The sequence below is a fragment of the Enterobacter sp. K16B genome, assembly GCF_020216105.1.
Taxonomy (GTDB): domain Bacteria; phylum Pseudomonadota; class Gammaproteobacteria; order Enterobacterales; family Enterobacteriaceae; genus Enterobacter; species Enterobacter sichuanensis.
The window spans coordinates 1-13,193 of record NZ_JAIWJZ010000069.1; the positions used below are offsets into that span (position 1 = coordinate 1).

The window sequence follows — 13,193 nt, forward strand, 5'->3', positions numbered from 1 at the left end:
CACGGATATAGCGTCCCAGACTCTCCCCTTTGTACTGCATAAACAACCGCTGCAGATGCCATTTCGAGTAGCCCGCGTGACGGGCAATCTCTTCTATACGTAATGGCTGATGCAGGTTGTCGTCGATCCATTCGACGATAGTGTCGATGACTTGAGCGGAAATGGTCATACTGCTCTCCCCCTCTGCTTCTCGCTTAAACATTATTCCCACCACGTACGGAATGTTTGCGTGGTGTCACTCACCCGGACGGGCTCGCCCAGTTCCGGTGTCAGCAGCCGATAATTTTGATCCTTGCTGGCGTTGGCCAGCTGGATCAGCGGGTCATTCCAGGCGTGTTTCGCCAGCACGAAGCGTCCGTTATGTCCGGGCACCACGGCTTTGGCGCCAAGATCCGCCGACGCCTGCGCTGTCTCCTCCGGCAGCATGTGGATGTACTTCCAGTCCTGGTCGTACTGGCCGTTTTCCATGATGGCCAGGTCAACCTCGCCAAACTGCTCGCCGATGGCCTTAAAGTGCGGGCCGTAACCGGAATCACCGCTGTAGTAAACCTTCTGTTCCGGCGTGACGAACATAAAGCTGCCCCACAGGGTGCGATCGCGTTTGATACCCCGCCCGGAGAAGTGACGCGCCGGCAGAACATGCACCGTCAGCTCATCGCTGATGCGCACCGACTGGTTCCAGTCGCGCTCGTCGATAATCTCGGGGTTCATTCCCCAGTAACGCAGGTGGGAACCGACGCCCAGCGGCGTGACCACGCGCTTCACCTTCGGCAGTAACGCCCTGATGGTGGCGTAATCCAGATGATCGTAGTGATCGTGCGAAATAATCAGCAGGTCGATCTCCGGCATGCTTTCTGCCCGCCACGGATACTCGCCGGCAAACGCTTTATTGAGGAACGAGAACGGTGCGGCATAGTTGCCGAGTACCGGGTCAATCAAAATGCGTTTGCCCGCCAGCTGCAGGTACCACGAGGAGTGGCCAAGCCACACTAGGGTGTCCTGCTCCAGCGGCAGGCTCGCAAGGTCGGTTTTTACCAGCGGCAGCGGCCGGGCCGGGCGTGCGTTTTCGGTTTTTTTGGTCAGGAAATCCCACATCGCCACCAGCATATTTTTGTCGCCGTTATACCCCGGCGTCGGCAGCGTGTTGTGGAATTTCCCCTCACGATACTGGGGGGAGGCCTCCACTGCCGTCAGTTGCTCACCCTGCGGCGGCTGGCCAAATCCGGCATTCAGAACACACGGTAAACTCGCAGCTGAAGCTAAAATCATGATTAACACCACGCAGATGAAGAGAGGTTTTTTCATATCCTGACCCGAAAACGCGCCCCATCCGATAGTTTGCGCAGGGTAAACTTGATTATGAGTGAGTAAGCACTCATTATAGATGTGATGAGAAAGTCGTCAAGACGTTTTCGATCTTTGACATTCCGCGTTGCAGCGGGTCAAAGCACGTGTTTCAATCAGGGTTTTTATCATTGACAGGGGGAAAAATTTAGTGGCACGTCCGAAGAGTGAAGATAAAAAACAGGCCTTACTGGAAGCCGCAACGGTGGCATTTGCACAGTCAGGTATTGCCGCCTCAACGGCGCTCATTGCCCGTAAGGCGGGTGTCGCCGAAGGCACCCTGTTCCGCTACTTTGCTACAAAAGACGATCTGCTGAATGCCCTCTATCTGCATCTGAAGCAGGATCTCTGCCAGACCATGCTGGCGAACCTCGATCGCACCATCACGCTGCCAAAGGAACATACCCGCAATATCTGGAACAGCTATGTGGACTGGGGAATTCGTAACCCGGTTGCCCATGCGGCTATCCGCCAGATTGGCGTCAGTGAAAAGCTGAGCGCCGAAACGGAACAGGCGGTGAAAGAGATGTTCCCGGAGCTGCATGAACTTTGCCGTCGCTCGGTGCGTCAGGTGTTTATGTCTGATGAGTTCAAAACGTTCGGCGATGCGCTGTTCTTATCGCTGGCCGAATCCACGATGGAATTTGCCACCCGCGATCCTTCCCGCGCCGTCGAATTTAAAGCGCTCGGCTTTGAGGTGATGTGGCGCGGGCTTGCCCAGGAAGAGAGCGATGGAGAGTAAATCCTTGCAGGAGCACGCCAAACGCGTGGCGCTGGAGTTGCCCTTTACCGAACACTGCTGGCCGTTTGGGCCAGAATTTGACGTGTTTAAAGTGGGCGGAAAAATTTTCATGATTGTGGCAGTCGCGCACGGGCGGCCGCACGTCAGCCTGAAGTCAGACCCGGAAAAATCGCTGTTAAATCAGCAGATCTATCGCGGCGTTGAACCGGGCTATCACCTCAACAAAAAGCACTGGATCTCCCTCTACGGTACGGATGACGTCACGCCAGAACTGGTGACCGACCTGATTACGGATTCCTGGCATCTGGTGGTGGATAAACTGCCGAAAAAAGACCAGAAGTGGATCAGGCCGGCCTGATTGTTCGTCTGAGACGAACAGATTAAGCGCTCGAATTGCACTTATCTTTTTCCACGTCCCGCTGTAATCTGCTCATCTTTCGCGCCCGCACGCGGGCGAATTTCATCACCAGGAGTTGTTATGGATATCATTTCTGTCGCCCTGAAACGCCACTCCACCAAGGCGTTCGACCCAGCCAAAAAACTGACCGCTGAAGAAGCGGAAAAAATCAAAACCCTGCTTCAGTACAGCCCGTCCAGCACCAACTCCCAGCCGTGGCATTTTATTGTGGCCAGCACCGAGGAAGGAAAAGCGCGCGTAGCGAAATCTGCCGCGGGTACCTATGTGTTCAACGAACGCAAAATGCTCGATGCTTCTCACGTGGTGGTGTTCTGCGCGAAAACCGCGATGGATGACGCCTGGCTGGAACGCGTTGTGGATCAGGAAGAGGCTGATGGTCGCTTTGCCACGCCGGAAGCGAAAGCAGCCAATAACAAAGGCCGTCACTACTTTGCCGATATGCACCGCGTGGATCTGAAAGATGACGACCAGTGGATGGCGAAACAGGTTTACCTGAACGTCGGTAACTTCCTGCTGGGCGTGGCTGCGCTGGGCCTGGACGCGGTACCGATTGAAGGTTTCGACGCGGCGATACTCGACGAAGAGTTTGGTCTGAAAGAAAAAGGCTTCACCAGCCTGGTGGTGGTGCCGGTTGGACACCACAGCGTGGAAGATTTCAACGCCACGCTGCCAAAATCTCGCCTGCCGCTGAGCACGATTGTGACAGAGTGCTAATTAACACGGGCCGCGCTATGCGGCCCGTTACGCTTTACTGATGACTAACCTGCGATGTGGATGGACATCGCGATCGTATCCCCAGGCAAACGCAATCCAGCGCTCTTCCAGCTCGGCGTATGAACTCACCGGTGTTAAATGCCACTCTTCTCCTACCGTACCGTCCGCCACGCTTATCCGATAATTCATGCTGAACGCCCAGTCGATCATGCGTAACCAAAACCGCTGACCGTCTCCGGTTTGCTCACTGTCAGACACAACAATGTCGTATTCGCTTAACACCCATTGAAAGAAGGATTGTGGTAATCCACTGATGACACGCTGATGGACAGCGCGCGGCGTACGCCAGACCATAACCTGTGTCGCTGCGCCGTGAGGAAACGTAATTTCTTTATGGAACGTTAACTTCACCGCATACGCGGTATAAGGTTTTCCGTCGTCGGTGGTTACGAGACGGTATTCATCGCCGTAGCGCGATTTTAACAGGCGATATCCCTCAGGCAGCATAAATCCGGGCAGATGAAAATCCACCGTGCCTCGCGCAAGAAACGCTTCAGTATGTTCGACGTTTCGGGAGATAAGGCCTAATTTTTGGCTAAAATCTGCGGAATCAATCATCAGTGGCGACATGGTGGTTTCTCATGGCGTGAGTATAGACGACTTAACACCTCATCGAAATGATGTCGATTCAGTCGATTGGTTTAAGTTAACCCCCACATTACACCTGACTCCTCCACTTAGCAGATTCGGATCTTATTCCCTGAAAGCCTCTCGCAAAAAACTTACTTACCCTGCGCCGCCAGCCATTCCATTGCCCGCACCCCCGCCTCATCCACCGGCAGATACACCAGCAGCCGTGACCCGTTTCGCGGCGCGGAGTACCAGTACATCTGCTGCAGCGTAAAGTCCCCCAGCTCCGGATGGGTAAACAACTTGAGCTGGTTCTCTACGCCGCGCACGTCGTTGCGCTGGTGCCACAACGTTTTAAACTCCTCAGACACCGCAAAGAAGCGCGCCAGTTTGGCCTCCCACAGCGGATCGCCCCGGTGTTCGGCCATCGCCGCGCGGAAGTAGGAGACAAAGATGGGCAGCACATCGTCGCGTCTGCCAAGACGTGCGCGCCACGCCGGATGGGTGAGAAACAGGTAGATGCAGTTGCGGTCTTCCGGCGGAATGTCATTGAAATCGACGCCCATCAGATGTCCGAAGCTGTCATTCCACGCCACGATGTCGAAGTTCGGTTTCTGAATGCTGGCGGGTTTCGGCATCAGCGTATCCAGCAGGCGGCGCGTGCCTTCACTGATACCCTCGCAGCAGACCGCCTGCGGCGCTTCACCCGGCGGCAGCCCTGCCAGCACAAACAGGTGCCGGGCTTCGGTTGGGGTACACTGCAGCGCTTTTGCGATAGCGGCCATCACCGCGCTGGAGGGATTGACGTCCCGCCCCTGCTCCAGCCAGGTGTACCAGGTCACCCCCACGTCCGCGAGCATTGCCACCTCTTCCCGGCGCAGACCCGGCGTACGGCGTCGACCGCTGCGCGGCAGGCCAAGACGCTGTGGATCGAGACTTTCACGACGGGCTCGTAAAAATGCCCCCAGCTGTTTTCGGGTGTCATCCTGATGTGAGGCGACGGGTTCAGACATCAAGGCCATAAATCCCCCTGCATGGTAGTGCCAGTACCAGTATAAGTAAGAACTGGTACCCGTTTATCAGATGGTTGATGCTACGACTATCTGTTGAATGACGCAATGGAGTTACCATGAATACGTCAGTAGTTTCACCGGGTCGCGCGGGCCTGATATTGCTGTTAACCGGCCAGATGCTGCCGATGATAGATACCTCAATCACCAATGTGGCGCTGGACGCCATCACCCATTCACTGCATGCGACCGCCACCGAGCTGGAGCTGATTGTCGCCCTCTACGGCGTGGCCTTTGCCGTCTGCCTCGCCCTCGGCAGCAAGCTCGGGGATAACTTTGGCCGCCGTCGTCTGTTTATGTGGGGTGTGGCAGGCTTTGGCCTGGCCTCGCTGCTGTGCGGGATGGCAGGGAACATTGAACAACTGCTGGCGGCGCGCATTGTCCAGGGCGCGGGGGCTGCGCTTATCATGCCGCAAATTCTTGCCACGCTGCACGTCACGCTGAAAGGCACCGCCCACGCCAAAGCCATCAGCCTGTTTGGCGGTATCGGCGGGATTGCGTTTATCGTCGGGCAGATGGGCGGCGGCTGGCTGGTGTCGGCGGATATCGCCGGGCTGGGTTGGCGTAACGCCTTCTTTATCAACGTCCCGATTTGTCTGGTGGTGCTGGCGCTGAGCCACCGCTTCGTGCCGGAAACCCGTCGTGAAACGCCATCGCGCATTGACTGGACGGGCACTGTCCTGCTGGCGGTCATTCTCTGCAGCCTGCTGTTCCCGATGGCGCTTGGCCCCCAGTGGCACTGGTCCTGGCCGCTGAAGGCCGCACTGTTTGCCATCCTCCCGCTGGGCTATCTGATGGTATTGAATGCCCGTAAGAAGGAGCGTGAGAATGCCCATCCGCTGATCCCGCCGCGCCTGCTTTCGCTTCGCAGCGTTCGCTTTGGCGTCCTGATTGCGATGCTCTTTTTCAGCGTCTGGTCCGGGTTTATGTTCTGTATGGCGCTCACCATGCAAACCGGTCTGGGGATGGCGCCGTGGCAATCGGGAAACAGCTTTATCGCCCTGGGCGTGACCTACTTTATTTCCGCGTGGTTCGCGCCGCGCCTGATTGCCCGCTACAGCACCAGCACCATTCTGCTGACGGGTCTGGCGATCCAGATTACCGGCCTGCTGGCGCTGATGGCGACGTTCCACCTGTGGGGTATGAATAACACCGCGCTGACGCTGGCGCCCGCCACCGGTCTGGTGGGCTACGGGCAGGCGCTGATTGTGAACAGTTTCTACCGCATCGGGATGCGCGATATTCAGCCTGACGATGCGGGGGCGGCGAGCGCCATTTTGAGCACGTTACAGCAGGCCGCGCTGGGGCTGGGTCCGGCCATTTTTGGGGCGATTTTGCTGCACGCGCTGCAACACCATCACGGGGATTACACCCAGGCGATTAATGTCTTCCTGGCTGTGGAAACCGTCATGATGATCGTTCTGGGGCTGGCAACGTTACGTATGCGCCATCGCCTGTCTCTGCCCGTGGTGAAAACCTGCCAGGCCACCAAATAAGCCGCGAATTTGCATAATAGATCCGCAGCCGCCATTATGGGGCTGCATCAATACAGGAGACGTTATGCAGGAATTAATTGCTCAGGTAGAAGAGTTAGGGATCGAAATAACCCCCACCACATCATTAGTCATCATCTTTGGTATTATTTTTCTTACCGCCATTATCATACATTTTATTCTGCACAAAGTTGTCTTGCGGGCCTTTGAGAAGCGCGCGCAGGCCAGTAGCCATTTGTGGCTGCAGATCATCACCCAGAATAAATTATTTCACCGTCTGGCCTTTACCCTTCAGGGGATAATCGTTAACGTCCAGGCGGTACTGTGGCTGCAAAAAGGCAGCGAAGCGGCGGAAATATTAACCACCTGCGCAAAGCTGTGGGTGATGGTGTATGCCCTCCTCGCCTTCTTCTCGCTGCTGGACGTGATTTTCAATCTGTCGCAGAAAATGGCCACCGCGTCGCAACTGCCGCTGAAGGGGATCTTCCAGGGCATCAAGCTGGTGAGCGCCATTCTGGTGGGGATCTTAATTATCTCCCTGCTCATCGGCCAGTCTCCGGCGATTCTGATCAGCGGTCTGGGGGCCATGGCGGCGGTATTAATGCTGGTGTTTAAGGATCCTATCCTGGGCCTGGTGGCGGGTATTCAGCTCTCGGCCAACGACATGCTCAAGCTCGGCGACTGGCTGGAGATGCCGAAATACGGTGCCAATGGCACGGTGACGGACATCGGGCTGACCACCGTTAAGGTGCGCAATTTCGATAATACGATTACGACCATTCCGACGTGGGCGCTGGTTTCCGACGCCTTTATCAACTGGAGCGGCATGTCCGCCTCCGGCGGGCGACGCATTAAGCGCAGCCTGAATATTGATACCACCAGCATTCATTTTCTCGACGAGCAGGAGCAGCAGAGACTCATTCAGGCGAAGCTGCTGAAGCCCTATCTGGCCGCGCGTCATGAGGAGATTAACCTGTGGAATCAGCAGAACGGTGAAGGGGAATCGATATTAAACCTGCGCAAGATGACCAATATCGGCACCTTCCGCGCTTACCTGAATGAATATCTGCGCAACCATCCGCGGATTCGTAAAGATATGACATTAATGGTGCGCCAACTGGCGCCGGATGCTAACGGCCTGCCGATTGAAATATATGCCTTCACCAATACGGTGGTCTGGGCAGAATATGAAGAGATTCAGGCCGACATCTTCGACCATATTTTCGCGGTGGTGGATGAATTTGGTCTGCGTATTCACCAGTCGCCGACCGGGAACGATATTCGCTCGCTGGCAGGCGCTGTTGCCAGATAATCAGGTGCTGGCGCGGGAAATAAAGCGCCAGTCCAACATCACTCTTTCCGTGGGCGCATCCGGGTTGTCGATCTTATTTAAGAGCAGATCGACCGCCTTGCGCCCGATATTGCGCGACGGCTGTTCGATGGTCGTCAGCGAAATCATGTCCGCCAGCTCGGTGCCGTCAAAACCGACCACTGCAATATCCTCCGGCACGCGCAGCCCTGCCTGCTGAATAGCGCGCAAGGCCCCTGCCGCCAGGGTGTCGGAAACGGCAAATACCGCGTCCGGCGGGTTTTCCTTCAGCAGATTTTGCATGGCGGCCATTCCGGCGCGGGAGCTGAGATCGCTTGCGTACTCAACCGCCTGATACGCCAGGTCTTTAAGGTGGATCACGCTCTTGTAGCCGCGCTCGCGCAGCCGGGCGTATTTATAGCTGAGGTCGTGGTTGATCATGGCAATGCGCTTGCGGCCACCTTCAGCAAGCTGGCTGACGGCGTGCTGCGACGCATCGACGTCGTTAATCCCCACGCAGGAAACCGTCCCGGCATCGGCGTATTCGGCGCACTGCACCCAGGGGGCAGAACCTATCAGCGCGGCCAGTTCCGGTAGCTTCGAAAAGGCGTCCATAGTGATAATGCCGTCGACGATTTTGCCGGAAAGCAGGCTCAGGCCCGAGCGGGAGCGTTCGATATCAGAGCCAGAGTTGCAGAGCAGAATGCGGTAGCCGTTTTTCTCGGCCTCTTCTTCGATGCCTTTCACCACCTCGGCGCAGAACGGGTTGGCAATGTTCGAGACCATCACCAGGATCATATAGCTGCGTGCCGTGCGCAGCTGGCGCGCCAGCAGATTGGGCTGGTAGTTACTCTCTTTAATCGCCTGCAGGACGCGATCGCGGTTTTTTGCTTTCACGGTATCGCTGTTGTTGAGCACCCGGGAAACCGTCGCCACGGAGACCCCGGCCAGCTGAGCGATTTTCTGAATTGACATAGCGACGACACATCCTGCGGTTAGCGTTTTGTGCAGGCTACCATAAATTTGTTGCCCGGCGAACCGGGCAACACGTCATTGCGCCACGCGAACCCAGCGCTGTTGCTGGTGGCTTTTTACTATTGCATCAATGATATACATCACATTCGCGCCATCATGGAAGGTGGCAAACGCAGGCCGTTCCGGCATTGCGCCCGTCTGCACGGCACGGTAGAACTGCGCCATCATGTTTTTGAAGGCATCCGGCCAGCCTTCAATATGCCCGCCGGGGAAATGGGCGCTGTCGGCCACGTCTGGGTTCATCAGGCTTGGATCGTCGCTGAGCGTCTGGTTTGCCTGTGCGCGATGGCCTATCCACAACTGCTGAGGGCTCTCCTGATCCCACGCCACCGACCGCTCGCTGCCGTTGATCTCAAACGTCAGGCGGTTTTTGCGCCCGGCGCTCACCTGCGAGACGCTAAAGCTGCCCTTGCTGCCGTCGTCAAAGCGGAACAGCACCGAGCCGAAGTCTTCGGTGGTGACCGGCTTGTCCTCATAGCGGGCGTGCTCCTCGTGCACGAAGGTCTGATTTCCGGCCACGCTAGCCTTGCGCGTCGGCCAGACGATAGCGAGGTCGGCCATCACCTCGGTGATGCGGCGGCCGGTGACAAACTGCACCGTGTCGCACCAGTGGGAGCCGATATCCGCCACCGCGCGCGACGCCCCGCCCAGCGCGGCATCCACCCGCCAGTTGTAGTCGGTTTCGAGCAGCATCCAGTCCTGCAGATAGCTGCCGTGCGCGGCAAACACCCGTCCGACGCTGCCCGCGCGCAGCATGCTCGCGGCCTGTCGCACCATCGCAAACTGGCGATAGACAAAGCTGACGCCGTGTACCACACCCACCTGCTCTGCCAGCACCACCAGCTCGCGGGCCTCGTCCGGGGTCATGCACAGCGGCTTCTCGGAGAATACGTGCTTTCCCGCGCGCAGGATCTGGCGGTTAATCTCTGCGTGCAGGTGATTTGGCGTGCAGTTGTGCACCACGTGCAGATCGGGATGTGCGAGTAACGCATCCACGCTGCCGTAGGCGTGCGGGACGTTAAGCCGACGCGCTTTTTCCTGCGCCTGCGCCAGCGAGCTGTCGCACAGCGCGACGACCTGCACAAAACCCAGGCGCCTGAGCGCCTCGATATGCGCCGGGCCGATAAACCCGCTGCCGATAATGCCGACGTTAATCATGGCTGCCTCCTGCCGCGAAATCGTCAAACGCGCGCCCGGAAACCGGGATAATGTGGCGGCGGATAAACTCGCTGCCTTCGCGGGCACCGGTATCGCCATCCTTCAGGCAGCACTCCCACTCCAGTACCGCCCAGCCGTCGTAGTCGTACTGCGTCAGTTTGCTGAAAATGCCCCTGAAGTCGATCTGCCCGTCGCCCAGCGAACGGAAGCGACCGGCACGGTTGATCCACGGCTGATAGCCGCCATACACCCCGCTCCGCGCGCTGGCGCGGTATTCGGCATCCTTCACGTGGAATGCTTTGATGCGCGCGTGATAGATGTCGATAAAAGCCAGGTAGTCCATCTGCTGCAGCAGCATATGGCTCGGGTCGTAGAGAATGTTGCAGCGCGGGTGGTTATCCACCAGCGCCAGAAAACGCTCAAACGTCACCCCGTCGTGCAGATCTTCCCCCGGATGCAGCTCAAAACAGACGTCTACGCCCTGTTCATCGAAGGTATCCAGAATCGGTCGCCAGCGGGCTGCCAGCGCCGCGAACGCCTCCTGGAAACGCTGCTCGTTATGCGGCGGCCACGGGTAAAAAAACGGCCAGGCCAGCGAGCCGGAGAACGTTGCGTGCGCTTTCAGGCCCAGTCTGGCGGAGGCGATCGCCGCCTGCTTCAGTTTCTCCGTGGCCCACGCCCGACGGGCCGCATCGTTACCGCGTACGGACGCGGGCGCGAAATGGTCAAACGCGTCGTTGTAAGCCGGGTTAACCGCCACAAGCTGCCCTTCAAGATGGGTCGACAGCTCGCTGATGACAAGCCCGTGTGCGGCCAGCTTAGCGGTGACGTCATCGCAGTAGGCCTGGCTCTCTGCGGCTTTCTCTACATCAAAAATATGCGGATGATTGCAGGGGATCTGCACCGCTTTATAGCCTTTATCTGCCGCCCACCCTGCCAGGCCGTCGAGCGCGTTAAACGGAGCCTCTTCGCCAATAAACTGCGACAGAAAAATACCGGGTCCTTTCATCGTCCTCATACCACCTCCAGAACGTTACGCCTTGTCATCGTCATACCTGAACGTGAGAAGGAAAATAAGCGCGATCGCCGCGGCGGCCACCGCCGGGATCCACCAGAATGTCACCCACGCCTGCGGCACGGTATGACCCGCCACCAGGTGGTTGTAGAGCGCCCCGGAAATCTGCGAGCCGAGCAGCATCCCGATACCGTAGGTGAACATCACAATCATGCTCTGCGCCTGGCCTTTTACTTTTTCGCCCGCCACGCGGTCGGTGTAGATAAAGCCCACCACAAAGAAGAAGTCATAGCACACGCCATGCAGCAGAATGCCAATGTACAGCAGGAAACGTCCCTCTTCGCTCACACCGAGGGCAAACATGGCGTAACGCACGAACCACGCCAGCATGCCGATCAGCAGCATAACTTTCACGCCCAGGCGGCGGAACAGCAGCGGGATCACCAGCATAAAGACGATCTCCGACATCTGCCCGAACGACATCGCAGTGCTGACATCTGCAATCCCTGCGTCTGCCAGATAAGACGCGGTATAGGCGTAGTAGGTACCGAGCGGCACGGAAATCAGCATCGCGCAGACGGAAAAGACGAAGAAGTGACGGGTTTTAAGCAGCGCGAAGGCATCCGCGCAGAACAGATCGCGCACCTTAACCGGCAGCCCTTTAGCGGGGGCTGGCGTGTGCGGCAACGTCAGGCTATAGAGGGCCAGCAGCACGGAGCTGGCCGCCGCCACCTGGAAGATGGTGACGCTTGCCGCCACACCGGTAACGCCAATAAATATCCCCGCCGCTATCCAGCCGATAGTGCCGAATACGCGAACCACCGGGAAGGTTTTATCGACGTTTGCCAGGCTGTGAAACGCAATGTTGTTGGTCAGCGCAAGGGTTGGCATGTAGCAGAGCGTGTAGCCAAACAGCAGGCCGATCAGCAGCGCACCGTTTTCAGCAATCAGCGCGCCCGGCACAAACCACAAGATCGCCGCCCCGGCGAGATGCATCACCGCCATGACCTTTTGCGAGGCAAAGAAGCGATCCACCAGCATGCCAAGCACAAACGGCGACAGAATAGAGGCGATTGGCCCGGCGGAGAACGCATCACCAATCAGTAAAGACATGTTGTGCTGAGTCATCACCAGACCCAGCGTGACCGACCAGCTGCCCCAGATAAAAAACTGCAGAAACATCATCAGCGACAGCCGCGGCACCAGCAGCCGGTGCTGTGCTATCGCCTTTCCACTACTTTCAGTTGTTGACACCATGACGAGCCCCACCCTCAAAAAGTAATCGATTACAAAACAGTTCAGGTAAAAAGTAATCGATTACAAAACAAAGATCCTGTGGATCGTAGAAGATTTGGGAGAGGGGTCACGATAAAGGTGCTGTATATCAAAACGAGGCGTTTGATTGCCATTATAGCTAATAGGCTATAAAATAAAACGGCGAGGAAGCAACAGGAGAAACGATGTGGAACGTCGAGACAACGGACAGATTTGATGAATGGTTCTTTGAACAAACAACAGCATTGAAAGAAGATGTGCTGGCGATGATGCATATCCTTGCTGAGTTTGGCCCAACGCTTGGGCGGCCATATGTAGACACCGTAAAGGCTTCAGCCTATGCGAATATGAAAGAGTTACGCATTCAGCATGCGGGCAAACCCATCAGGGCCTTTTTTGCTTTTGATCCTGACCGTAAAGCGATTGTGCTCTGTGCAGGAGACAAAACCGGTTGTAACCAAAAACGGTTTTATAAAGAAATGATTACGCTGGCTGACGTTGAGTACAGCAGACATCTGGCTGATAAGGAGGCCATATGGCAACGCTAAAAGAACTTATGGCACAACAGAGCGCGGAAAGTCAGGAGCGTATTGCGGCTAAAGTTGAAGTGATGCGCAGAATTGTTGCCCTGAATCAATTGCGGGAAGAGCTCAATGTTTCGCAGACGGAACTGGCCAACGCAATGGGGGTAAAACAACCCACTGTAGCGAAAATCGAACAGCCGGGTAACGATCCCCGGCTTTCAACACTCAAACGCTATGTCAGTGCCCTCGGCGGTGAACTGAGCATTGATGTCACGTTACCGAATGGGAAACGGATAGCGTTTCAGATTTGATATTGCACGTTGCAGACCGGCTGACGGCTTCGCTGATCCGGTCTACAAAATAATAACGGCCCGGAACATGTAGGCCCGGTAAGCGTAGCGCCACCGGGCGTGAGGGCAGGTGCGGCCTGGTGCCCTCACTCCGGCCCTCTCCCACAGGGAGAGGG

The 13,193-nt window shown here is 56.9% G+C and carries 15 protein-coding genes; 7 read left to right on the plus strand and 8 right to left on the minus strand.

The features are described from left to right. Together LDK53_RS13835 and LDK53_RS13840 are read right to left on the minus strand one after the other, a co-directional pair. On the minus strand, window positions 1–169 hold a 169-nt coding region (locus LDK53_RS13835), incomplete at its 3' end, for an AraC family transcriptional regulator (protein ID WP_225287402.1). A gap of 32 nt (window positions 170–201) precedes the next feature. After that, window positions 202–1,305, minus strand: coding sequence for an MBL fold metallo-hydrolase (locus LDK53_RS13840; protein ID WP_225287396.1), 1,104 nt, complete (start codon window positions 1,303–1,305; stop codon window positions 202–204). Between the two features lie 190 nt (window positions 1,306–1,495). On the opposite strand from LDK53_RS13840, the gene LDK53_RS13845 reads away from it, so the two are divergent. The 3 genes from LDK53_RS13845 to nfsB all read left to right on the plus strand — a co-directional run bounded on the left by LDK53_RS13845 (window position 1,496) and on the right by nfsB (window position 3,218). Continuing rightward, window positions 1,496–2,086, plus strand: a complete 591-nt coding sequence (locus LDK53_RS13845; protein WP_059386507.1) for a TetR/AcrR family transcriptional regulator — start codon at window positions 1,496–1,498, stop codon at window positions 2,084–2,086. Continuing rightward, window positions 2,076–2,444 carry an MmcQ/YjbR family DNA-binding protein gene (locus tag LDK53_RS13850; RefSeq protein WP_025759537.1) on the plus strand — a complete coding sequence of 123 codons (369 nt, stop codon included), beginning with the start codon at window positions 2,076–2,078 and terminating at the stop codon, window positions 2,442–2,444. Before LDK53_RS13845 ends, LDK53_RS13850 begins: the two co-directional genes overlap by 11 nt. 120 nt (window positions 2,445–2,564) lie before the next feature. Then, window positions 2,565–3,218, plus strand: a complete 654-nt coding sequence (gene nfsB / locus LDK53_RS13855) for an oxygen-insensitive NAD(P)H nitroreductase (RefSeq protein WP_045286097.1) — start codon at window positions 2,565–2,567, stop codon at window positions 3,216–3,218. Window positions 3,219–3,245: 27 nt separating this feature from the next. Here the strand turns inward: nfsB and LDK53_RS13860 are convergent, their stop codons facing one another. Further along, window positions 3,246–3,848, minus strand: coding sequence for a hypothetical protein (locus tag LDK53_RS13860; RefSeq protein WP_045286098.1), 603 nt, complete (start codon window positions 3,846–3,848; stop codon window positions 3,246–3,248). A 152-nt stretch (window positions 3,849–4,000) separates the two neighbouring features. Next, on the minus strand, window positions 4,001–4,870 hold the full coding sequence (locus LDK53_RS13865; RefSeq protein WP_225287397.1) for a helix-turn-helix transcriptional regulator: 870 nt from the start codon (window positions 4,868–4,870) through the stop codon (window positions 4,001–4,003). Between the two features lie 107 nt (window positions 4,871–4,977). Here LDK53_RS13865 and LDK53_RS13870 point away from each other — a divergent pair, with 107 nt between their 5' ends. Together LDK53_RS13870 and LDK53_RS13875 are read left to right on the plus strand one after the other, a co-directional pair. Further along, a complete protein-coding gene (locus LDK53_RS13870) occupies window positions 4,978–6,414 on the plus strand; it encodes an MFS transporter (RefSeq protein WP_225287398.1) in 1,437 nt (478 codons plus the stop codon). Window positions 6,415–6,478: 64 nt separating this feature from the next. Then, window positions 6,479–7,723: a mechanosensitive ion channel family protein gene (locus LDK53_RS13875; protein ID WP_025759530.1), complete on the plus strand. Its 1,245-nt coding sequence runs from the start codon at window positions 6,479–6,481 to the stop codon at window positions 7,721–7,723. Here the strand turns inward: LDK53_RS13875 and LDK53_RS13880 are convergent, their stop codons facing one another. The 4 genes from LDK53_RS13880 to LDK53_RS13895 form a co-directional block, all read right to left on the minus strand. Further along, window positions 7,724–8,695, minus strand: coding sequence for a LacI family DNA-binding transcriptional regulator (locus LDK53_RS13880; protein ID WP_225287399.1), 972 nt, complete (start codon window positions 8,693–8,695; stop codon window positions 7,724–7,726). A 75-nt stretch (window positions 8,696–8,770) separates the two neighbouring features. Continuing rightward, window positions 8,771–9,913 carry a Gfo/Idh/MocA family protein gene (locus LDK53_RS13885; protein WP_225287400.1) on the minus strand — a complete coding sequence of 381 codons (1,143 nt, stop codon included), beginning with the start codon at window positions 9,911–9,913 and terminating at the stop codon, window positions 8,771–8,773. Further along, the gene (locus LDK53_RS13890; protein WP_225287401.1) at window positions 9,906–10,931 is read right to left on the minus strand and encodes a sugar phosphate isomerase/epimerase family protein; all 1,026 of its coding nucleotides are present in this window, start codon (window positions 10,929–10,931) and stop codon (window positions 9,906–9,908) included. The genes LDK53_RS13885 and LDK53_RS13890 overlap by 8 nt, the downstream gene beginning before the upstream one ends. Before the next feature lie 15 nt (window positions 10,932–10,946). Then, window positions 10,947–12,185, minus strand: coding sequence for an MFS transporter (locus tag LDK53_RS13895; RefSeq protein WP_059386514.1), 1,239 nt, complete (start codon window positions 12,183–12,185; stop codon window positions 10,947–10,949). Window positions 12,186–12,388: 203 nt separating this feature from the next. Between LDK53_RS13895 and LDK53_RS13900 the strand changes: the two genes are divergently transcribed. After that, window positions 12,389–12,751, plus strand: a complete 363-nt coding sequence (locus tag LDK53_RS13900) for a type II toxin-antitoxin system RelE/ParE family toxin (protein ID WP_045286105.1) — start codon at window positions 12,389–12,391, stop codon at window positions 12,749–12,751. Beyond that, window positions 12,739–13,038, plus strand: a complete 300-nt coding sequence (locus LDK53_RS13905) for a helix-turn-helix domain-containing protein (protein ID WP_025759525.1) — start codon at window positions 12,739–12,741, stop codon at window positions 13,036–13,038. Before LDK53_RS13900 ends, LDK53_RS13905 begins: the two co-directional genes overlap by 13 nt. The last annotated feature ends 155 nt before the right edge of the window (window positions 13,039–13,193 follow it).